Annotated in this window: 21 protein-coding genes and 1 tRNA gene; 17 read left to right on the top strand and 5 right to left on the bottom strand. The window is 71.6% G+C overall.

Going from position 1 to position 21,261, the window contains the following annotated elements; genetic code table 11:
• The first annotated feature begins 159 nt into the window (after positions 1–159).
• On the top strand, positions 160–1,605 hold the full coding sequence (locus N1F89_RS06260) for a short-chain fatty acyl-CoA regulator family protein (protein WP_290082600.1): 1,446 nt from the start codon (positions 160–162) through the stop codon (positions 1,603–1,605).
• 19 nt (positions 1,606–1,624) lie between these two features.
• Here the strand turns inward: N1F89_RS06260 and N1F89_RS06255 are convergent, their stop codons facing one another.
• Entirely contained in the window at positions 1,625–2,602 is a 978-nt protein-coding gene (locus N1F89_RS06255) for an NADPH:quinone reductase (protein ID WP_290082599.1), read from the bottom strand.
• A 137-nt stretch (positions 2,603–2,739) separates the two neighbouring features.
• Here N1F89_RS06255 and N1F89_RS06250 point away from each other — a divergent pair, with 137 nt between their 5' ends.
• The 6 genes from N1F89_RS06250 (at position 2,740) to N1F89_RS06225 (ending at position 8,748) form a co-directional block, all read left to right on the top strand.
• Positions 2,740–3,018, top strand: coding sequence for an acylphosphatase (locus N1F89_RS06250; protein ID WP_290082598.1), 279 nt, complete (start codon positions 2,740–2,742; stop codon positions 3,016–3,018).
• 148 nt (positions 3,019–3,166) lie between these two features.
• A complete protein-coding gene (locus N1F89_RS06245) occupies positions 3,167–4,564 on the top strand; it encodes a glutamine synthetase family protein (RefSeq protein WP_290082596.1) in 1,398 nt (465 codons plus the stop codon).
• 121 nt (positions 4,565–4,685) lie between these two features.
• Positions 4,686–5,783: a polyamine ABC transporter substrate-binding protein gene (locus N1F89_RS06240; RefSeq protein WP_290082594.1), complete on the top strand. Its 1,098-nt coding sequence runs from the start codon at positions 4,686–4,688 to the stop codon at positions 5,781–5,783.
• Positions 5,784–5,864: 81 nt separating this feature from the next.
• Complete coding sequence (gene potA / locus N1F89_RS06235; RefSeq protein WP_290082592.1) at positions 5,865–7,004, top strand: polyamine ABC transporter ATP-binding protein; 1,140 nt, start codon at positions 5,865–5,867, stop codon at positions 7,002–7,004.
• 10 nt (positions 7,005–7,014) lie between these two features.
• Entirely contained in the window at positions 7,015–7,926 is a 912-nt protein-coding gene (locus N1F89_RS06230; protein WP_290082590.1) for an ABC transporter permease subunit, read from the top strand.
• Between the two features lie 3 nt (positions 7,927–7,929).
• Positions 7,930–8,748: an ABC transporter permease subunit gene (locus tag N1F89_RS06225; RefSeq protein WP_290082588.1), complete on the top strand. Its 819-nt coding sequence runs from the start codon at positions 7,930–7,932 to the stop codon at positions 8,746–8,748.
• A 104-nt stretch (positions 8,749–8,852) separates the two neighbouring features.
• Here the strand turns inward: N1F89_RS06225 and N1F89_RS06220 are convergent, their stop codons facing one another.
• From N1F89_RS06220 to N1F89_RS06210, 3 genes are all read right to left on the bottom strand, one after another.
• Positions 8,853–9,284, bottom strand: a complete 432-nt coding sequence (locus tag N1F89_RS06220) for a GFA family protein (protein WP_290082587.1) — start codon at positions 9,282–9,284, stop codon at positions 8,853–8,855.
• Positions 9,281–10,603, bottom strand: a complete 1,323-nt coding sequence (locus N1F89_RS06215) for a homoserine dehydrogenase (protein ID WP_290082586.1) — start codon at positions 10,601–10,603, stop codon at positions 9,281–9,283. The genes N1F89_RS06220 and N1F89_RS06215 overlap by 4 nt, the downstream gene beginning before the upstream one ends.
• A 61-nt stretch (positions 10,604–10,664) precedes the next feature.
• Positions 10,665–11,162: an Lrp/AsnC family transcriptional regulator gene (locus tag N1F89_RS06210; protein WP_290082584.1), complete on the bottom strand. Its 498-nt coding sequence runs from the start codon at positions 11,160–11,162 to the stop codon at positions 10,665–10,667.
• 128 nt (positions 11,163–11,290) lie between these two features.
• Here N1F89_RS06210 and N1F89_RS06205 point away from each other — a divergent pair, with 128 nt between their 5' ends.
• Positions 11,291–14,755: an indolepyruvate ferredoxin oxidoreductase family protein gene (locus N1F89_RS06205; RefSeq protein WP_290082582.1), complete on the top strand. Its 3,465-nt coding sequence runs from the start codon at positions 11,291–11,293 to the stop codon at positions 14,753–14,755.
• 79 nt (positions 14,756–14,834) lie between these two features.
• Here the strand turns inward: N1F89_RS06205 and N1F89_RS06200 are convergent.
• Positions 14,835–14,909: transfer RNA gene (locus N1F89_RS06200), tRNA-Thr, on the bottom strand.
• Positions 14,910–15,082: 173 nt separating this feature from the next.
• Between N1F89_RS06200 and N1F89_RS06195 the strand changes: the two genes are divergently transcribed.
• From N1F89_RS06195 to yacG, 9 genes are all read left to right on the top strand, one after another.
• Positions 15,083–15,340, top strand: a complete 258-nt coding sequence (locus tag N1F89_RS06195; RefSeq protein WP_290082580.1) for a hypothetical protein — start codon at positions 15,083–15,085, stop codon at positions 15,338–15,340.
• A gap of 128 nt (positions 15,341–15,468) precedes the next feature.
• Positions 15,469–16,758 carry a UDP-N-acetylglucosamine 1-carboxyvinyltransferase gene (gene murA, locus N1F89_RS06190; RefSeq protein WP_290082578.1) on the top strand — a complete coding sequence of 430 codons (1,290 nt, stop codon included), beginning with the start codon at positions 15,469–15,471 and terminating at the stop codon, positions 16,756–16,758.
• Positions 16,759–16,901: 143 nt separating this feature from the next.
• Entirely contained in the window at positions 16,902–17,339 is a 438-nt protein-coding gene (locus tag N1F89_RS06185) for a DUF2948 family protein (protein ID WP_290082576.1), read from the top strand.
• Positions 17,340–17,342: 3 nt separating this feature from the next.
• Positions 17,343–18,635 carry a histidinol dehydrogenase gene (gene hisD, locus N1F89_RS06180; RefSeq protein ID WP_290082575.1) on the top strand — a complete coding sequence of 431 codons (1,293 nt, stop codon included), beginning with the start codon at positions 17,343–17,345 and terminating at the stop codon, positions 18,633–18,635.
• A 9-nt stretch (positions 18,636–18,644) separates the two neighbouring features.
• Positions 18,645–19,130 carry a UPF0262 family protein gene (locus N1F89_RS06175; RefSeq protein WP_290082573.1) on the top strand — a complete coding sequence of 162 codons (486 nt, stop codon included), beginning with the start codon at positions 18,645–18,647 and terminating at the stop codon, positions 19,128–19,130.
• Positions 19,131–19,170: 40 nt separating this feature from the next.
• Positions 19,171–19,677 (top strand): low molecular weight phosphatase family protein, encoded by a 507-nt coding sequence (locus N1F89_RS06170; RefSeq protein WP_290082570.1) that lies wholly within the window; start codon positions 19,171–19,173, stop codon positions 19,675–19,677.
• Between the two features lie 87 nt (positions 19,678–19,764).
• Positions 19,765–19,983 (top strand): translation initiation factor IF-1, encoded by a 219-nt coding sequence (gene infA, locus N1F89_RS06165; RefSeq protein WP_099307963.1) that lies wholly within the window; start codon positions 19,765–19,767, stop codon positions 19,981–19,983.
• Positions 19,984–20,026: 43 nt separating this feature from the next.
• Complete coding sequence (locus N1F89_RS06160; protein ID WP_290082567.1) at positions 20,027–20,656, top strand: Maf-like protein; 630 nt, start codon at positions 20,027–20,029, stop codon at positions 20,654–20,656.
• Positions 20,657–20,664: 8 nt separating this feature from the next.
• A complete protein-coding gene (gene yacG, locus N1F89_RS06155) occupies positions 20,665–20,868 on the top strand; it encodes a DNA gyrase inhibitor YacG (RefSeq protein WP_290082566.1) in 204 nt (67 codons plus the stop codon).
• Positions 20,869–21,261 lie beyond the last annotated feature (393 nt).

The following is a 21,261-nucleotide window of genomic DNA, read 5'->3' as shown; positions in this document are numbered from 1 at the left end:
CATCCTTTACATTGCAGTGCGGGAGAAAACGAGGATTTATCGGATTTCGTTGCCAAAATTCGGGCAACGCTGTCTTGTCCTTGACAGCCGAGGCGTGTAAAAAAGTAAATCTTGTAAAAGCCGCTGCGGCACCCGCCCGCCGCACCGCCCGGGAACGCCATGGCCGACCAGAAGATCTTCGCCGGACCGCGCATCCGCCGCATCCGCCACGCGCGCGGCCTGACCCAGACGGCGATGGCCGAGGGGCTCGGCATCTCGCCGTCCTATCTCAACCTGATCGAGCGCAACCAGCGCCCGCTCACCGTGCAGCTCATCCTCAAGCTCGCCTCCGTCTACAAGGTCGACCCGGAGGACCTGCAGGGCGAGGCCGGCACCTCGATCGCGGCGATGCGCGAGGTGTTCTCCGACCCGCTGCTGTCGGGCGAGCTGCCCGGCGAGCAGGAGCTGGTCGAGGTTGCCGAGGCGGCGCCCAACGCGGCGGCCGCGCTGATCAAGCTCTATCGCGCCTATCGCGAGCAGGCCGAGCGGCTGAGCGACCTGTCGGAGATGCTGGCCCGCGAGGGCCGTGCGACGACGGCCGCCGGCGCCCGGCTGCCGATCGACGAGGTGCGCGAGCTGTTCGAGCGCCGGCCCAACCACTTTCCCGCCATCGAGGAGGCGGCCGAGGCGTTCGCCGCCGAGCTCGACGCGGGCGACGACCTCGCCGGCGCGCTCAAGGCCTGGCTCAGGGCCGAGCACGGCATCGCCGTGCGCACCCTGCCGGTCGCCACCATGCCCAACTGGCGCCGGCGCTACGACCGCCATTCGCAGCGCCTGTTCGTCTCCGAGCGCCTGTCGGCGGCCGACCAGCTGCGCGAGGTCGCCATGGAGGCGTGCCTGATCCGCTTCGACGCGCTGGTCGCCGGCGAGGTGCGGTCGCTGGCGCTGTCGTCGGACGAGGCGCGCCGGCTTGCCCGCTTCGAGCTCGGCCGCTACGCCGCGCACGCGCTGATGATGCCCTACCACGCCTTCCAGACCGCCGCGCAGCGCGCGCGCTGCGACATCGACGTCTTGAAGTCGCGCTTCCGCGTCTCCTTCGAGCATGCCGCCAACCGGCTCGCCACGCTGTGCCGGCCGGAGGCGGCGGGCGTGCCGTTCTTCATGCTGGAGGTCGACAACGCCGGCAACCGCTTCCGCAAGGCCGGCGCGCAGGGCTTCCCGCAAAGCCGCTTCGGCGGCGCCTGCCCCAAGCTGCCGGTGCACGCCGCCTTCGGCCAGCCCGGCCAGATCCTGGTCGAGGCGGTGGAGATGCCCGACGGCGCGGAGTTCCTGACTATCGCGCGCACCCTCGAGGGGCCGCAGGGCGCCTTCAACGAGCGGCCGCGGCGCACAGCGCTGCTGCTCGGCTGCGACATCGGCTTCAAGGACGAGGTGGTCTATGCCGCCGCGCTGCCCGCCACGCCGCCCGGCGTCGCCGGCCGCGCCGCGCCGGCCGCCACCCCGGTCGGCCCGGCCTGCCGGGTGTGCGAGCGCTCGGGCTGCCTGGCGCGCGCCGAGCCGCCGGTCACCCGTCCGCTCGGCCTCGACGAGATGGTCACCGGCCTGAGCGCCTTCGATTTCCAGTAGCCGCCGCGGGGCCGGGACGTCAGGCGATCTCGAGGATGACGTTGCCGACCACCCGGCCGCCCTCGACCGCCTCGTGCGCGGCGGCGATCTCGTCGAGCCGGAAGCGCGCGCCGATCGTGTGGCGCAGCGTGCCGGCCTGCAGCAGCGCCGTCAGCGCGTCGACCGCCCGCGCGCGCTCGTCCGGGCCGAGGTCGTAGACCAGGAAGAAGCGCAGCGTCAGGCTGCCCCACAGCAGCGCGGGAAACGACACCGGCACGTCGGCGGCCACGTTCGAGCCGTAGCCCACCAGCATGCCGTGCGGCGCCAGCACGCCGGCCGAGATCAGGTCGGTGGTCGTCGACAGGTCCATGTCGATGATGCCGTCGACGCCGCGGCCGCGCGTCAGGCTCCTCGCCACCTCGGCGACGTCCTTGGTCTTGTAGTCGATGACGAAGTCGGCGCCGGCCTTGCGCGCCAGCTCGGCGCGCGCGGGCGAGGCGGTGGCGAGCACGCGGGCGCCGCGCGCCTTGGCGATCTGCGTCGCGTAGTCGCCGACCGCCGAGCCGGCGCCGGTGACGAGCACGGTGCGTTCGCGCACCGGTTCGTGCAGCAGCACCGCATGCATGGCCGTCAGCGCCGGAATGCCGAGACAGGCGCCCGCGTCGAAGGAGGTGGCGTCGGGCAGCCGCACCGCCTGGCGCTCGGGCAGCGCGATGAACTCGGCCGCGGTGCCGAACGGCCGCTTCCACTGGCCGTTCCACAGCCACACGCGTTCGCCCACCCGGCTGCGCGCCACGCCCTGGCCGACCGCCTCGATGACGCCGGCCCCGTCGCTGTGCGGCACGATGCGCGGCGCCGCCAGCGGCCGGCCGCGCCGCGACTTCACGTCGGACGGGTTGACGCCCGAGGTGTGCAGGCGCACCAGCACCTCGCCCGCCTCCGGCGCCGGCGTGTCCATCTCGCCGACCGTGAGCACGTCATGCGCCCTGCCGTTCTTCTCGTACCACGCCGCCTTCATGCGATCCGCCCGTTGACTTCGGCCGCCGTCCGACAATCTGTCTGCCGGAGACCTGTCTAGCAGAGATGGCCGGCCGGAAACAGCGGCGTCCGCGGCACGGGCGACCCGGCAAGGCCACAGGACGAGAGGGCAGAGCGATGCAGAGCAAGACCGTTGCGGTGACCGTGCGCGGCCGCGTGCAGGGCGTCGGCTTCCGCGACTGGACGCAGCGCGAGGCGACCGCGCGCGGCGTGACCGGCTGGGTGCGCAACGCGCCCGACGGCACGGTGGTCGCGCTTCTGTCGGGACCGGCCGCCGCGGTCGCGGCGATGCTCGAGCGGCTCGACGACGGGCCGCCGGGCGCCGCCGTCGAGGAGGTCGCCGTCAGCGACGCGCCCGACGCCGAGGTGCCGCCGCGCTTCCGCGTCACCGGCTGAGGGGCGGCGCGCGCGGCCGAACCGGCCGTTGACAAGACGGTCGCGCTCGGCGCACGCTTGCGCCGTCAACCACAGTCACGGGCTTCGCTTGCCAGACACCCTCCCGGGCCCCGGCCACGCCGGAGACGCCCCCGCCGCCGATCAAGACGTGCGCCGGCCGGACGCCGACGCGGCGCCGGCAGGCCGCGCCGACGGCTTCATCTCGCAAGACCATGCCGACGAGTACGCCGCCTTCGTCGCGGCGCATCCCGATCTCGAGGCCGTCGAATTCCTGATCGTCGACCCGAACGGCGTGCTGCGCGGCAAGTGGGCGCCCGGCGACAGCCTGAAGAAGGCCTTCCAGGAGGGCGTCAACTTCCCCATGTCGCTGCACGGGCTCGACGTGTGGGGGCGCGAGGTGGCCGAGACCGGGCTGCACATCGAGACCGGCGACCGCGACGGCTATTGCCGGGCGACGCGCGGCTCGGCCGCCATCGTGCCGTGGGCCAAGCGCAAGACCGCGCAGGTGCTGTTGCAGACCTTCACGCCGGAGGGCGAGCCCTTCCTGGCCGACCCGCGCCAGGCGCTCAAGCGCAAGGTGGCCGAGATCAACGCGAAGGGCTTCTTCCCCGTCGCCGCCTTCGAGCTCGAGTTCTACCTGCTCGACCCGAACGTCGACTGGGACGACGGCATGCCGGGCCCGGTGGGCGCCACGGCGGGGCCGGACCGGCTGCGCATGTACGGCCTCGACGACCTGGCCGAGCACGCCGCGCTGTTCGACATGATCCGCGACGCCGCCGACGCCCAGAACCTGCCGATCGACACGATCATCAAGGAGGCCGCGCCCGGCCAGTTCGAGGTCAACCTCAAGCACCGCGACAACCCGCTGCGCGCCGCCGACGACGTCATCCTGCTGCGCCGCATCGTCACCGGCTGCGCCCGCCATCACGGCCTGACCGCCACCTTCATGGCCAAGCCGTTCCTGGAGTATGCCGGCAACGGCATGCATGTGCACGCCTCGATCCTCGACGCGGCCGGCGACAACATCTTCTGCGGCGCGGAGGGGCGCCGCAAGCTGGAGTCGGCGGTCGCCGGGCTGCTCGCCACGATGCCCGAATCGCTGCTGCTGTTCATCAACACCTGGAACGGCTTCCGCCGCATCACGCCGGGCTCCTATGCGCCGACGCGCGCGGTGTGGGCGGAGAACAACCGCTCGGTGGCGCTGCGCATTCCCGTCTCGACGGAGGAGAACCGCCGCGTCGAGCACCGCATCGCCGGCGCCGACGCCAATCCCTATCTGGTGATGGCGGCGATCCTGCAGGGCATGATCGAGGGCATCGAGGCGGACGCCGTGCCGCCGCCGCCGGTCGAGGGCAACGCCTATGACGACGAGGCGCTGTCGCTGCCCGACGACATGGACGACGCGCTGCAGCTGATGGAGAAGGGCCGCTTCGTCGAGCGCGCGCTGGGGCCGCTGCTCGCCAAGGTCTACCGCGACCTGAAGCAGGCCGAGATCCTCGCCTTCTGGGGCGAGATCACGCCGCTCGAGCGCACCACCTACCTGTAGCGGCGCGGCGGCAAATAGACGCTTGTGGGCCTTCGCAAAGGCCAATAGGCTTGCCGCAAGAGCCCGGCGGAAAGAAGCCGGGCCACGTTCTGGGGAACCTAAAGACCAAAGGGAGCTCTTCATGATCCGCAAGGCGATCCTGCTTTCCACCACGGCCGCCGCCGCCGCTCTCGTGGCCTTCGGCGCGGCCGCCCAGGACCGTGTGGTCAATGTCTACAACTGGTCGGACTACATCGATGAATCGATCCTCGAGGCCTTCACCGAGGAGACCGGCATCGAGGTGGTTTACGACGTCTTCGACAGCAACGAGATCCTCGAGACCAAGCTGCTCGCCGGCGGCACCGGCTACGACGTGGTGGTGCCCTCCGGCACCTTCCTGCAGCGCCAGATCCAGGCCGGCGTGTTCCAGAAGCTCGACACGTCGAAGCTGTCGAATCTCGGCAACATGTGGGAGCTGATCCGCGAGCGCACGCAAAAGTACGATCCCGGCAACGCCTACTCGATCAACTACATGTGGGGCACCACCGGCATCGGCTACAATGTCGAGAAGGTGAAGCAGGCACTCGGCATCGAGCGCGTCGATTCCTGGGACGTCATCTTCGATCCCGAGATGATCTCCAAGCTCGCCGAATGCGGCGTCTACATGCTCGACGCGCCGGTCGAGATGATCCCCGCCGCGCTCAACTATCTCGGCCACGATCCCGACAGCCGCGACCCGGAGAAGTTCGCCGAGGCGGAGGAGCTGCTGCTGTCGATCCGCCCGCACATCCGCAAGTTCCACTCCTCCGAATACATCAACGCGCTCGCCAACGGCGACATCTGCGTGGCCGTCGGCTGGTCCGGCGACATCTTCCAGGCGCGCGACCGCGCGGCGGAGGCCGATCAGGGCGTCGTCGTCGATTACTCGATCCCCAAGCAGGGCGCGCAGATGTGGTTCGACCAGATGGCGATCCCGGCCGATGCGCAGAACGTGGAGGAGGCGCACGTCTTCCTCGACTACATCATGCGCCCGCAGGTCATCGCCAAGGCGTCGAACTACGTCTTCTACGCCAACGGCAACAAGGCCTCGCAGCAGTATCTCGACTCCGAGGTGCTCGACGACCCGGCCGTCTATCCCGACGAGGAGACGCTCGACAACCTGTTCACGACGATGCCCTACGACGCGCGCAGCCAGCGCCTCGTCACGCGGCTCTGGACCAAGGTGGTGACCGGCCAGTAGAGGCCTCGCCCCGACGGCCCCGGCGGCGCGCCGCCGGGGCGGGCCCCACCGGGGCCGCTCGGGGCCGGTCCGGAGTCGCCCATGAAGTCGCTCGGCAGCATCCGCAGGAGCTTCGCCCCCTGGGCCGATCCGGCCGCCGTCCCCTACATCGCCTTCGAGGGCGTCACCAAGACGTTCGGCGCGTTCGCCGCCGTCAACAATCTCTCGCTGACCATCTACGAGCGCGAGTTCTTCGCGCTGCTCGGCGCCTCGGGCTGCGGCAAGTCGACGCTGCTGCGCATGCTGGCCGGCTTCGAGGAGCCGACGGCCGGCCGTATCCTGCTCGAGGGCGAGGACCTGCGCGGCATTCCGCCCTACCGCCGCCCGGTCAACATGATGTTCCAGTCCTACGCGCTGTTCCCGCATATGAGCGTCGAGGCCAACATCGCCTTCGGGCTGCGCCAGGACGGCATGCCCAAGGCGGCGATCGCCGAGCGCGTCGCCGAGATGCTCAAGCTGGTCAAGCTCGAGCCCTTCGCCCGGCGCAAGCCGCACCAGCTTTCCGGCGGCCAGCGCCAGCGCGTCGCGCTCGCCCGCTCGCTCGCCAAGCGGCCCAAGGTGCTGCTGCTCGACGAGCCGCTCGGCGCGCTCGACAAGAAGCTGCGCGAGGAGACGCAGTTCGAGCTGATGGACCTGCAGCAGGAGCTCGGCCTCACCTTCGTCGTCGTCACGCACGACCAGGAGGAGGCGATGACGATGGCCGACCGCATCGCGGTGATGGACCGCGGCGAGGTCATCCAGGTCGCCACGCCGGCGGAGATCTACGAGGCGCCGTCGTCGCGCTTCGTCGCCGACTTCGTCGGCACGGTGAACATGTTCGAAGGCACCGTTGCCGAACGCTCGGATGCCGGCGTGGTGATCGCCGAGGCCGGCGGCATGCGGCTCCGTGCTGCTGAGGGCGGCGCGGCGGGGCCGGGCGACACGGTGTGGTTCGCCATCCGGCCGGAGAAGGTGCGCGTGTCCGCCGCGCGGCCGCCCGAGGCCGGCAACGCGGTGGAGGGCGAGGTCTGGGACATCGCCTATCTCGGCGACGTCACCGTCTATCACATCCGTCTCGACGACGGCCGCATCGTCAAGGCGACGGCCATCAACAGCCGGCGCGTCGTCGAGGACGCGCTCACCTGGCACGACCGCGCCTGGGTCTCCTTCGCGGCCGATGCCGGCGTCGTGCTGACGCGTTGAGGCGGCCGCGATGAACCGCCTGCTCGCCGCCCTCGCCAGCCGCCTGGTCATCGTCGTGCCCTATCTGTGGCTGCTGGTCTTCTTCCTCGTCCCGTTCGTCATCGTCTTCAAGATCTCGCTGTCCTTCACCGCCCTGGCGATGCCGCCCTACACGCCGGTCTTCGACCTGCAGCAGGGGCTGTCGGGCCTGATGGCGGCGCTCGGCGAACTGACGGTGGAGAACTATCTGTGGCTCTTCCAGGACCAGCTCTACGTCAACGCCTATCTGTCGAGCCTGTGGATCGCGGCGGTCTCGACCGTGCTCGCCCTGCTGGTCGGCTATCCGCTCGCATACGGCATGGCGCGGGCGCCCGAAAGCGTGCGGCCGGTGCTTCTGATGCTGGTCATCCTGCCGTTCTGGACGAGCTTCCTGATCCGCGTCTACGCCTGGATCGGCATCCTCAAGCCGGAAGGGCTGCTCAACCAGTTCCTGTTCTTCCTCGGCGCGATCGACGAGCCGCTGATCATCCTCAACACCAATACGGCGATCTATATCGGCATCGTCTACTCCTACCTGCCCTTCATGGTGCTGCCCATCTACGCGACGCTGGAGAGGATGGACCATTCGCTGGTCGAGGCCGCGCAGGACCTCGGCTGCCCGCCCGTCACCGCCTTCTGGAAGGTGACCTTCCCTCTGTCGATGCCCGGCGTCGTCGCCGGCTCGATGCTCGTCTTCATTCCCGCCGTCGGCGAGTTCGTCATCCCCGACCTGCTCGGCGGCTCGCGCACGCTGATGATCGGCAAGACGCTGTGGCAGGAGTTCTTCTCCAACCGCGACTGGCCGGTCGCCTCGGCGGTGGCCGTCATCCTGCTGGTCATCCTGATCGTGCCGATCATGCTGTTCCAGCGCGCCCAGGCGCGGGCGCAGGAAAAGGGGCTCTGAGCGATGGCCGGGCACTGGGGCAGGTTCAACGTCGTGTCGCTCGTCTTCGGCTTCGCCTTCCTCTACCTGCCGATCGTGCTGCTGGTCATCTATTCGTTCAACGAATCGCAGCTCGTCACCGTGTGGGCCGGCTTCTCGACACGCTGGTACGTCGCGCTGTTCTCCAACCAGGGGCTGCTCGACGCGGCCTGGGTGACGGTGCGCGTGGCCTTCCTGTCGGCCACCACGGCGACCGTGCTCGGCACGCTCGCCGCGCTGGCGCTGACGCGCTACACGCGCTTTCGCGGCCGCGTGCTGTTTTCCGGCATGGTGTTCGCGCCGCTCGTCATGCCGGAGGTCATCACCGGGCTGTCGCTGCTGCTGCTCTTCGTGGCGATGAACCTCGACCGCGGCTTCATGACCGTGACGATCGCCCACATCACTTTTTCCATGTGCTTCGTCGCCGTGGTCGTGCAGTCGCGCCTCATCACCTTCGACCGCTCGCTCGAGGAGGCCGCGCTCGACCTCGGCGCGACGCCGGTGCGCGCCTTCTTCCAGGTCACCCTGCCGGTCATCATGCCGGCCGTGCTGGCCGGCTGGATGCTCGCCTTCACGCTGTCGCTCGACGATCTGGTGATCGCCAGCTTCACCTCGGGCCCCGGCGCCACGACCTTGCCGATGAAGATCTACAGCCAGGTGCGGCTCGGCGTGACGCCGGAGATCAACGCGGTGTCGACCATCCTGATCGCGGTGGTGTCGGTCGGCGTCATCGTCGCCTCGCTGGTCACCAAGCGCGCGGAGGTGCAGCGCCGGCGCGACGAGCAGATGGCCGCGCGCGGCTGAGCGGTCGAACCGGCGTGTCGGGCTATCCCGAAACCGGTTCGCTTGGAAACGCGTCAAGACAATAACTTGGAGCCGATCTGTGATTCCGTGAAAGCGGATCGGCTCTAGGACGGCGGCTCCTCCGGCCAGGTCTCCGCCCCGTCCGGGATCACCACGCCGGCGAGCTTGCGCGACACCCAGATGTGCCGCGCGCCGGCGATGTCGGGCGGAGCGTCGAGCGAGCCGCCCTTGACGCTGACCGGCTGGCTGCCCGCCCGATCGCCATGCCACAGCCGGGAGCCGCAGCGCGGGCAGAAGCTGCAGGCGATCGTGCCGCCGACCGTGGCCGGCCGGGTCCAGACCGCCGGCTCGCCCGCCACCAGCTCGAGGTCGCCCGGCTGCACGATGACGGAGATGCCGAAGGCCGACGCCGACTGGCGGCGGCACTCGCGGCAGTGGCAGACATAGACCTCGAGCGGTCGGGCCGCGAGGCGGTAGCGCACCGCGCCGCACTGGCAGCCGCCGGTCGCGCCGGGTTTGACGCCGCCGTCGCTCATGCCGCCCGCCCGAAGACCAGCGCATCCTGTTGCGCGCGCAGCTCGGCGAGCCGCGAATCGGCCGGCAGCCGGGCGTTGTCGTGCGTCAGCAGCGCGCCCTCGGCGATCGGCGCGGTGACCGTGCCGCCCTCCAAGAGGCCGCACGGGATGGCGCGCGCCGCGCGCGCCTCTTGCGCCGTCATGATCCACGAGCGGTAGGCGTATTCGCCGATCGCGTCGAGCCGCTCGCCGGGCTGCAGCGGCCGCTTGGCGACCGCGCAGACCTCGGCCACCGGAGTGTCGAGCGGCACCATGTCGGCCTTGCCGTAGAGCACCGCGCGGGCGCAGGTCAGCGGCACCTCGAGGCTGGTCAGATGGTAGGGCCGGAAGAAGGTGTAGTAGGGGCCTTCGCCGAGCTTGAGGTCGTTCATCCGCTCGCGCAGCCGGGGATGCGCCATCTCGGCGATGACGAAGACGCCGGGCGCCACGCCCTTGCCGACGGTGTAGTCGACGCAGCCGGCCTGCGACAGCACGCCGCCGTCGGCCGCCGGGCACAGCACCTTGTGCAGTTCGTCGCGGCCGGCCGCCGGGCCGTGCATGCCCGGCCGGTCGGGCACCAGCCCGGTGGCGTTGGCGATCGCCGCCATCTCGACCATCGTCTTGGAGCCGTCGACGAACTCGACCAGCATGCGCGGGTTCATGTTGCGCCGCTGCGCCTCGGCGCGATAGGCGTCCGGCGTGGCGTGGTGGTTGAGCGGGTTGTTCTTGCCCTTGCCGGCGGCGACGATGCGGTGGCCCATCGCCGAGACGAACTCGATCAGCTCCATGCAGGACGACGGCTCGTCGCCGGCGCCGAGCGAGTAGACGACGCCGAGCTCGGCGGCGCGCCGCTTGAGATAGGCGCCGATGGTGACGTCCGCCTCGACGTTCATCATCACCAGATGCTTGCCGTGCTCCATCGCCGCCAGGCCGAGCTCGGCGCCGACGGCCGGCTTGCCGGTGGCGTCGATGACGACGTCGACGAGGTCGCCGCTGCAGATCATCCGCGGGTCGTCGACGATGGCGGTGCGGCCGGCGGCGATCAGGTCGCTCATCGCGCCGGGCGTCGCGGCGCTGCCGGCGCTGTCGGCGTCGCGGCCGGCCAGCGCGATCGCCGCGCGGGCGCGCTCGCCGCGCGTGTCGGCGATCGCCGCCACGGCGATGCCGGTCATCTGCGCCACCTGGGTGACGATGTCGGTGCCCATCTCGCCGCAGCCGATCAGGCCGATGCGCACCGGGCGTCCCTCGTCGGCGCGCCGCGCCAGGTCGCGCGCCAGTCCTGTCAGCGCCACATTCGTCATCGTCCCACCGCCATGCGTCGTTCGCTCATCCGGCCGATAGAGGAAACCGGCGCCGGGTTTGTCAACCGGCTCGTAGCGGGATCGCCGTCTCGTGCTTGATCTCCTTGAGCACGAGGTTGGTGCGCACCGTGGCGATGCCGGGCAGCCGGAACAGGAACCCCTCGAGAAAGCGGTTGTAGGCGTCGAGGTCGGCGCACAGCACGCGCAGGTGGTAGTCGGCCTCGCCGGTGGTGGCGAAGCAGTCGAGCACCTCGTCGCGCCGCCTGACCTCGGCGATGAAGGTGTCGACCTGGCTCTGGTCGTGCCTGGTCAGCGTCACGTGCACGATCGCCTGGAAGGCGAGCCCGGTGCTGGCCGCGTCGAGCCGGGCGCCGTAGCCGGCGATGACGCCGGCCTCCTCGAGCGCGCGCAGCCGCCGCCAGCACGCCGAGGCCGACATGCCGGCGATCTCGGCGAGCTCCTGGTTGGAGGCACGACCGTTCTTCTGCAGCGCGTCGAGCAGGCGCCGGTCCTGCTCGGTCAGCGCCGGCGCGCTGGGTTTCTGGGTGTTTTCGGTCAATCCTGCCGCCTTTTGGCGAATTCCCGGTCGATCCTTTCGGAAAGGTGCCTGTCGCGCGCCACTCTGGCAAGCCTTTTCGCGGCTGCGGCGTTATCATGGGCAAACCGCATCGACCGAGGGAGAGAGCGATGACCGCGCATCGGCCGATCCGCGACCTCGCCCGCTATGCGCTCGAGGATCGCTACACCCAGACCGCCGGCCGCGTCTTCATGACCGGCACCCAGGCGCTGACCCGCATCGTGCTCGACCAGGCGCGGCGCGACCGCGCCGCCGGGCTGAACACCGCCGGCTTCGTCTCCGGCTACCGCGGCTCGCCGCTCGGCGGGCTCGATCTCGAATTGTGGCGCGCCGCCGCGCTGCGCGAGAGCCTCGGCGTCGACTTCCTGCCGGCCGTCAACGAGGACCTGGCGGCGACCGCCGTGCTCGGCTCGCAGCAGGTCGAGACCAGCCCGCAGCGCACCGTCGATGGCGTCTTCGGCCTGTGGTACGGCAAGGGGCCGGGCGTCGACCGCGCCGGCGACGCGCTCAAGCACGGCAACGCCTACGGCTCCTCGCCGCATGGCGGCGTGCTGGTGGTGGCCGGCGACGACCATGGCTGCGTGTCGTCGTCGATGCCGCACCAGTCCGACGTCGCCTTCATGGCCTGGTTCATGCCCACCCTCAACCCGGCAAGCGTCGCCGAGTATCTCGCCTTCGGCGCGTACGGCTACGCGCTGTCGCGCTTTTCCGGCATGTGGGTCGGCTTCAAGGCGGTGTCGGAGACGGTCGAATCGGCCGCCTCCTTCGATCTGCCGGCGCCGCGCGTCTTCGCCGCGCCCGCCTTCGCGCCGCCGCCGGACGGGCTGCACTACCGCTGGCCGGATCTGCCGGGACCGCAGATCGAGGAGCGCATGGAGGCCAAGAAGCATGCCGTCTTCGCCTTCGCCGAGGCCAATCCGATCGACCGCCACATCTACGACGTCAGGGACGCCGGCTTCGGCATCGTGACCACCGGCAAGGCGCATGGCGACCTGATGGAGGCGCTGCGCCTGCTCGGCATCGGCGAGGCGGAGTGCCGCGCCCTCGGCATCGACATCTACAAGGTCGGCATGGTCTGGCCGCTCGCCCGCCGCGACGCGCTCGCCTTCGTGCGCGGCAAGCGCGAGGTGCTGGTGGTCGAGGAGAAGCGCGGCATCATCGAAAGCCAGTTCAAGGAGTATTTCTACGACTGGCCCGGCGACAAGCCCGAGCGCATGGTCGGCAAGCGCGACGAGACCGGCGCGCGCCTGGTGCCGTGGACGGGCGAGCTGTCGCCGCGCCAGCTCGTGCCGATCGTCGCCGGCCGGCTCGAGCGGCTTTTCCCCGGCCGCGGCTTCGCCGAGCGGGCGCGGGCCGTCGCCGCCGCCGAGCCGGTGTCGATCGCCGTCGAGGGCGCCACCCGCACGCCCTATTTCTGCTCCGGCTGCCCGCACAACACCTCGACCAGGGTGCCCGAGGGCTCGCAGGCGCTGGCCGGCATCGGCTGCCACTTCATGGCGAGCTGGATGGACCGCGAAACGACCTCGCTGATCCAGATGGGCGGCGAGGGGGTCAACTGGGCCGCCTCCTCGCGCTTCACCGGCCGCGGCCACGTCTTCCAGAACCTGGGCGAGGGCACCTGGTACCATTCCGGCTCGATGGCGATCCGCCAGGCGATCGCCGCCGGCACCAACATCACCTACAAGATCCTCTACAACGACGCGGTGGCGATGACCGGCGGCCAGCCGGTCGACGGCCCGGTCAGCGTCGCGGCGATCGCGCACAGCTGTCGCGCGGAGGGCGTGGAGCGCATCGCGCTGGTCTCCGACCGGCCGGAGACATTCGCCGCGCCGGACTTTCCCGCCGGCACGACGATCCACGACCGCCGCGCGATGGACGCGCTGCAGCGCGAGCTGCGCGAGGTGCCGGGCGTCTCCGTGCTGATCTACGAGCAGACCTGCGCGACGGAGAAGCGCCGCCGCCGCAAGCGCGGCGAGATGGAGGACCCGAAGCGCTTCGTGGTCATCAACGACCTGGTTTGCGAGGGCTGCGGCGACTGCTCGGTGGAATCGAACTGCCTGTCGGTCGAGCCGCTGGAAACGCCGTTCGGCACCAAGCGGCGCATCAACCAGTCGTCCTGCAACAAGGACTTCTCCTGCCTGAACGGCTTCTGCCCGTCCTTCGTCACGGTGGAGGGCGCGACGCGCCGCAAGGGCAGCGCCGCCGCCGTCGATCTCGAGCGGCTCGGCGCCGGCCTCGCCGAGCCCGACCTGCCGCCGCTCGAGCGGCCCTACGATCTGATGATCACCGGCGTCGGCGGCACCGGCGTGGTCACCGTCGGCGCGCTCGTCACCATGGCCGCGCATCTGGAGGCGCGCGGCGCCTCGGTGCTCGACTTCACCGGCTTCGCCCAGAAGTTCGGCCCCGTCATCTCCTATGTGCGGCTCGCCGAGCGGCCGGAGGCGCTCAACCAGGTGCGCATCGACGCCGGCGCGGCCGACGCGCTGATCGGCTGCGACGTCGTCGTGTCGTCCTCGCCCAAGGCCTCGGCGAGCTACCGGCCGGGCATGCGCGCGGCGGTCAATTTGGCCGAGATGCCGACCGGCGACATCGTGCGCCGGCGCGACGCCAGCCTGTCGGTCGACCGCCGGCTGGCCGCCATCGCGGCGGTGACCGGCGGGGACGCGCTCGCCGCGCTCGACGCCAACCGGCTGTCGGAGCGGCTGTTCGGCGACACCGTCTATGCCAACATCGTCATGCTGGGCTTCGCCTGGCAGAACGGCCTGGTGCCGGTCTCGCTGGAAGCGCTCGGCCAGGCGATCGCGCTCAACGGCGTGGCGGTCGAGGCGAACCGGCGCGCGCTGCTCGCCGGCCGCATCGCCGCCGCCCGGCCCGAGGCGCTGGCCGAGTGGCTCGACGGCCCGCGGCCCGGCCGCGAGAGCCTCGCCGAGACGATCGCCCGCCGCGAGGCCTTCCTGACGGACTACCAGGACGCCGCCTATGCGGCGCGCTACCGCGCCGCGGTCGAGCGGGTGCGCGCGGCCGAGGCGGCCGCCGGCGGCGGCGAGGCGGTCACGCTGGCGGTCGCCCGCGCGCTGTTCAAGCTGATGGCCTACAAGGACGAGTACGAGGTCGCCCGGCTGCACACGGAGACCGGGTTCGCCGAGCGGCTGCAGCGCGAGTTCTCCGGCGATTTCCGCGTCGTGCACCATCTGGCGCCGCCCTTCCTGGCCGGCGGCACCGACGCCCGCGGCCGGCCGCTGAAGCGCCGCTTCGGGCCGTGGATCCGGCTGCCCTTCGCCGCGCTCGCGCGGCTGAAGCGGCTGCGCGGCACCGCCTTCGACCCGTTCGGCCGCACCGCCGAGCGGCGCATGGAGCGCCGCCTGATCGCCTGGTACGGCGAACATGTGCGCCGCGCCCTGCCGCTCGTCGGCCGCGTCGAGGCCAGTAGGCTCGCCGAGGCGCTGGCGCTGCCCATGCAGATCCGCGGCTACGGCCCGGTGAAGGCGGCGGCGGCCGAACGCGTCGAGGCCGAGCTCGACGACCGCATGGCCGCGCTGGAGCGCGCCGCGCAGGCCGAACCGCAGGCCGCCTGACGCCGCGGCGCGAATCGCCGGTTCGACGGGCCCGCAGCGCGGGCGACGGACCGCGCATGCGTCTTGTCGGAAAGGAGAATGGTGCTGCTGGCGAGGATTGAACTCGCGGCCTCTCCCTTACCAAGGGAGTGCTCTACCACTGAGCTACAGCAGCGCCGGAGATGCGGCGGACTTCTGCCATATCGGCCGGCCCGGCGCAAGCGCCCGTCGCGATGGAATGATCCTGCGCCGCGCCGCGTTCCAGGTGCGGCGCATTTGCCGCGACGTCGCCCTTGTCCGGCGGCCGCCGCGGCCGCATGGTGGCGGCGCGAAGCACGGAGGCGAGCGGTGGCCGGAAAGGACGGACAGGCAGGCGGCAAGGCCGGAGGAGGCGCGGGCGGCAACGCCGACGCGCGCAAGGCGCGGCTCGCCGCCGAGCTGCGCGCCAACCTCGCCCGCCGCAAGGCGCAGGCGCGCGCGCGGCGCAGCGGCGAGGGCGCGCCGGCCGACGATGCGCAGCCGACCGACGCCGCGCAGCCGACCGACGCCGCGCAGCCGACCGACGCCGCGCAGCCGCCCGCCGGCAAATCCGGCGCGCGGCGTTGAGCCCGGCCGGCGCGGACCGGCCGCGCCCTTGCCGTCGCACCCGCTGATTTCTTGATCGCGCCGGCGCCTTCGTCTACAGGCTGGGGCTTGACGCAACAGGCCGGGCCGGCAGCCCGGAAGGCGGGCGGATGGACTCGATCAGGATCACCGGCGGAAACGAGCTCAGGGGCACCATCCCCATATCGGGCGCCAAGAACGCGGCGCTGCCGCTGATGATCGCAGCGCTTCTCACCGAGGACACGCTGACGCTCGAGAACGTGCCGCACCTGGCCGACGTCGAGCTGCTGACCCGCATTCTCGGCAATCACGGCGTCGACTATTCCGTCAACGGCCGGCGCGAGGACCAGGGCGAGGGCTATTCGCGCACCGTCCACTTCACCGCGCGCAACATCGTCGACACCACCGCGCCCTATGAGTTGGTCTCCAAGATGCGGGCGAGCTTCTGGGTGATCGGGCCGCTTTTGGCGCGTCTCGGCCAGGCCCGCGTGTCGCTGCCGGGCGGCTGCGCCATCGGCACGCGCCCGGTCGACCTGTTCATCGATGGGCTGCGCGCGCTCGGCGCGCGCATCGAGATCGAGGGCGGCTACGTGCAGGCCGACGCGCCCAAGGGGCTGGTCGGCAACCGCTTCGTCTTTCCCAAGGTCTCGGTCGGCGCGACCCACGTGCTCGTGATGGCCGCCGCGCTGGCCCGCGGCGAGACGGTGCTGGAGAACGCCGCCCGCGAGCCCGAGGTCGTCAACCTGGCCGAATGCCTGACGGCGATGGGCGCGCGCATCGAGGGTGCTGGAACCTCGACCATCACGGTGTCCGGCGTGCCGGCGCTGTCGGGCGCGGTGCACCGCGTCATCCCCGACCGCATCGAGACCGGCACCTATGCCATGGCGGTGGCGATGACCGGCGGCGACGTGCTGCTCGAGGGCGCCCGGCCGGACCTGCTTGAGGCCGCGCTCGAGGCGATCGGCCGCGCCGGCGCCGAGATCACGCCGGTCAACTCCGGCATCCGCGTGCGCCGCAACGGCGCCGGCATCGCCCCGGTCGACGTGTCGACGGCGCCGTTTCCCGGCTTCCCGACCGACCTGCAGGCGCAGTTCATGGCGCTGATGACGCGCGCCGGCGGCACCGCGCGGATCACCGAGACGATCTTCGAGAACCGCTTCATGCACGTGCAGGAGCTGGCGCGGCTCGGCGCGCGCATCAGCCAGACGGGCCAGACGGCGGTCGTCGAGGGCGTGCCGCGGCTGAAGGGCGCGCCGGTCATGGCGACCGATCTGCGCGCCTCGGTGTCGCTGGTCATCGCCGGGCTCGCCGCCGAGGGCGAGACGGTGGTCAACCGCGTCTACCATCTCGACCGCGGCTTCGAGCGGCTCGAGGAGAAGCTGTCGCGCTGCGGCGCGGCGATCGAGCGGCAGTCGGGCTGAGCCGGGCGCCCGTCCGGTTGCGCTGCACAAGACGACGGCCTAACTAGGGATCGCCCGAAGGGCGGCCCGACCGCCCCGGGCGCGGCGGCGGCCACGGGCCTCGACCGCGGTGCGGCAAACGGCAACCGGGATTTTGCGGAGCGATGGACCTGCTCAAGCTCGCGGCGCTCGACGAGGACGACCTCAAGGTGATCTCGGCGCATGCGCAGGACGCGGTGATGAAGGTGGGCGATCTCGTCTACCGCCCGCGCGAGAAGCGCTTCGCCGCGGCGATGAACCGCTTCGCCTGGGGGAAGAGGCGCCGCCTGTTCGCGCGCGGCCACGAGCGCCGCCGTGCCGCGCTGACCTTCGACCGGGCGCTCGCCGTGCGCACCGCCGGCATCGACCGCGCGCGGCCCGACACGGTGCTGTCGCTGCTCGCCGTCACCTTCCGGCCGGGCGAGGCGCCGCCGGCCGGCACCGTTCTGCTGACCTTCTCCGGCGGCGCCGAACTGGCGATCGACGTCGAGTGCATCGAGGCCCGGCTCGCCGACCTGGGCGCCGCGTGGCAGACGCCGGCGCGCCCGAGACACGGAGTCTAGCCGATGGCCGTCACGCTCTCCACCGGGGACGCCGATTTCGAGGACCGCTTCGCAGCCCTGCTCGGCGCCAAGCGCGAGACGGCCGCCGATGTCGACGACACGGTGCGCGACATCATCGCGCGGGTGCGCGCGGAAGGCGACGCGGCGCTGATCGACTACACCCGCCGGCTCGACCGCTTCGACGTCGCGGCGACCGGCCTGCGCATCGGCCGCGACGAGATCGCGGCCGCCTACGGCGCCGCCGATCCGGCCACCGTGGAGGCGCTGCGCCTCGCCCACCGGCGCATCGCCGACCACCACCGGCGCCAGATGCCGCGCGACGAGCGCTACACCGATGCCGCCGGCGTCGAGCTCGGCGGCCGCTGGACCGCCATCGCCGCCGTCGGCATCTACGTACCGGGCGGCACCGCGAGCTATCCGAGCTCCGTCCTGATGAACGCGGTGCCGGCGCGCGTGGCCGGCGTCAAGCGCATCGCCATGGTGGTGCCGACGCCCGACGGCCGGCTCAACCCGCTGGTCCTCGTCGCCGCCGACATCGCCGGCGTCGACGAGATCTGGCGCATCGGCGGCGCCCAGGCGATCGCCGCGCTCGCCTACGGCACCGAGACCGTGCGCCCGGTCGACAAGATCGTCGGACCCGGCAACGCCTATGTCGCCAACGCCAAGCGCCAGGTGTTCGGCCAGGTCGGCATCGACATGATCGCCGGCCCCTCGGAGGTGCTGGTGGTCGCCGACGCCGACAACGACCCGGACTGGATCGCCGCCGACCTGCTCGCCCAGGCCGAGCACGACACGGCCGCCCAGTCGATCCTGATCACCGACGACGCGGCCTTCGCCGCGTCGGTGGCGGCCGCCGTCGAGCGCCAGCTTGCCGGCCTGGCGCGCAACGCCATCGCCGCGGCGAGCTGGCGCGACCACGGCGCGCTGATCGTGGTGCGCACGCGCGACGAGGCGGTGCCGCTGGTCGACCGCATCGCGCCGGAGCATCTCGAGCTGGCGATCGACGACGCGGACGGTTTTCTCGCCCGCATCCGCAATGCCGGCGCGGTGTTTCTCGGCCGCCACACGCCCGAGGTCATCGGCGACTATGTCGGCGGCTCCAACCACGTGCTGCCGACGGCGCGCTCGGCGCGCTTCTCCTCCGGCCTGTCGGTGCTCGACTTCGTCAAGCGCACCTCGATCCTGCGGCTCGGGCCCGACCAGCTGCGCGCGCTGGCGCCGGCCGCCCTGGCGCTCGCCGAGGCCGAGGGGCTCGACGCGCACGGCCGCTCCGTCTCCGTCCGCCTCAACCTCTAGGATCGCTGCATGGCCACGCCCGCCCGGGACAAGGCGCGCCTGATCGACGTCGAGCTCGACGAGTCGATCGGCCGCGCCACGCCGGACATCGAGCACGAGCGGGCGGTGGCGATCTTCGACCTGGTGGAGGAGAACTGCTTCCAGCCGGTCGGCGACGAGGCCGGCGGGCCCTACCGGCTGCGCCTGTCGCTCGCCGAATCGCGGCTGGTCTTCGCCGTTGCCCGCGAGAACGGCGAGCCGGTCGTCACCCACATCCTGTCGCTGACGCCCTTCCGGCGCATCGTCAAGGACTACTTCCTGGTCTGCGAGAGCTACTACGAGGCGATCCGCACCGCCTCGCCGAGCCAGATCGAGGCGATCGACATGGGCCGGCGCGGGCTGCACAACGAGGGCTCGCAGACCCTCAAGGACCGGCTGAAGGGCAAGATCGACGTCGACTTCGACACCGCGCGCCGGCTGTTCACGCTGGTCTGCGTGCTGCACTGGCGCGGCTAGCGGTGGCCGGCGGGCGGCGGGCGACGCGGCGGGGCCGGCGGTGAGCGCGGCCGGCGAGCGCACGGCGCGGGCCGGCGAGGGCGGCCTGCCGCGCTCGGTCTTGTTTCTGTGCGGCATGAACGTGGTGCGCTCGCCGATGGCCGAGCTCTTGGCCCGGCGGGTCTTGCCGCGCACCGTCTTCGTCGCCTCGGCCGGCGTGCGCGCCGGCGAGCGCGACCCGTTCGTCGACGCGGTGCTGGCCGAGGAGGGCCTGTCGCTCGGCGACCGCCAGCCGCAGGGCCTCGACGATCTCGAGGACGCCTATTTCGAGCTGATCGTCACGCTGGCGCCGGAGGCACACCACGCCGCGCTCGAGCTGACGCGCACCATGGCCGTCGACGTGGAATACTGGCCGACGATGGACCCCACGACGATCGGCGGCACGCGCGAGCAGATCCTCGCCGCCTACCGCGACGTGCGCGACCGGCTGGCCGCCCGCATCGCCGGCCGCTTCGCCGCCGCCGCCGCGCAGGACCCGCCCGACGGCGCGCCGGCGCAGGGCCAATAAGCTTGTTCACAAAGCCGGCGTTATCGGCTAGGTTCCGCGCGCATTGCGGCGGCGCCGCCAACAATCCCGAAAAATCGAAGGCAGCGGATGGCGAAGGAAGAGGTATTGGAGTTTCCCGGCGTGGTGACGGAGCTGTTGCCCAACGCCATGTTCCGGGTCAAGCTCGAGAACGAGCACGAGATCATCGCCCACACGGCCGGGCGCATGCGCAAGAACCGCATCCGCGTTCTGACCGGCGACAAGGTGCTGGTCGAGATGACCCCGTACGACCTGACCAAGGGCCGCATCACCTACCGCTTCAAGTAGCGGCCGGCCACGCGGCGCGTGGCGGCCTGCCGACGGGTCGAAGATGAGCGTCTTCCAGAAACTGGTGCTGGCCTCGGGATCGCCGCGCCGCATCGAGCTGTTGCAGCAGGCCGGCATCGAGCCCGACCGGCTGATGCCGGCCGACATCGACGAGACGCCGCTCAAGGCCGAGCATCCGCGCTCGCTGGCCAAGCGGCTGGCGCGCGGCAAGGCGGAGAAGGCGCTGGAGCGGCTGAAGAAGGACGGCGAGGCCGACGCCTGCTTCGTGCTGGCCGCCGACACGGTGGTCGCCGTGGGCCGGCGCATCCTGCCCAAGACCGAGCTGCTCGACGAGGCGTCGAACTGCCTGCGGCTTTTGTCGGGCCGCTCGCACCGGGTCTACACGGGCCTGTGCCTGGCCACGCCGTCGGGCCGCCTGCGCCAGAAGCTGGTCGAGACGCGGGTGCGCTTCAAGCGGCTGTCGCGCGAGGAGCTGGAAAGCTATCTCGCCTCCGGCGAGTGGCGCGGCAAGGCCGGCGGCTACGCCATCCAGGGCCTGGCCGGCACCTTCGTCGTCAAGCTGGTCGGCTCCTACACCAACGTCGTCGGCCTGCCGCTGCACGAGACCGTCGCGCTGCTGGTCGCCGACGGCTACAAGGTGCATTTCAACTGGCTGGCTGGCGCCGGGAGCTGACGCCCGCGATGAGCGAGAAGACCGCACCCAAGGTGACGCCGCTGCGTCCGCCGCGTCCGTGTCCCGAATGCGGCCGCCCCTCCGCGCGCGCCACCTATCCGTTCTGCTCGCCGCGCTGCAAGGACGTCGACCTGAACCGCTGGCTGGCCGGCCGCTACGTCGTGCCGGGACCGCCGGCAGACGAGGAGGGCGACGACCCGTCGGGCGGCTGAGGCGGCGGCCGCTGCCCGCGCGCCGCCCGCCGCGCCGCCGGCACCGCACCTACGGTCGCACTGCCGGCGCCGCACGCACCGCCGCACCGCCGGTCCCCGTTCGCCCGTGCCGCTGGCCGGAGGGGCGGCATCCGCCGGCCGGCCGTGGCGCCGTCGCGTGCCGTCGTTCGGGCCCGGTGTCTCGATCCTCGCGGGCGCCTGTCCGTTCTGCTTGCCGTGCCGCAAGAACGTCGACCTGAACCGTTGGCTTGCTGCAATGTTGCGCCATCGGTTCCGCGTCCGCCTGGCCCGCGTCCGCCCCGTGCCGCTGGCCGGAAGGGGGGTGGCATCTGGGGGCGGCCGTGGCGCCGTCGCGTGCCGCCGTTCGGGCGCTGTATCTCGATCTTCGCGGCG

Origin of the sequence: Aquibium sp. A9E412, from assembly GCF_030398335.1 — a bacterium.
Classification (GTDB): domain Bacteria; phylum Pseudomonadota; class Alphaproteobacteria; order Rhizobiales; family Rhizobiaceae; genus A9E412.
This window is presented reverse-complemented; position numbering and strand designations above follow the sequence as displayed.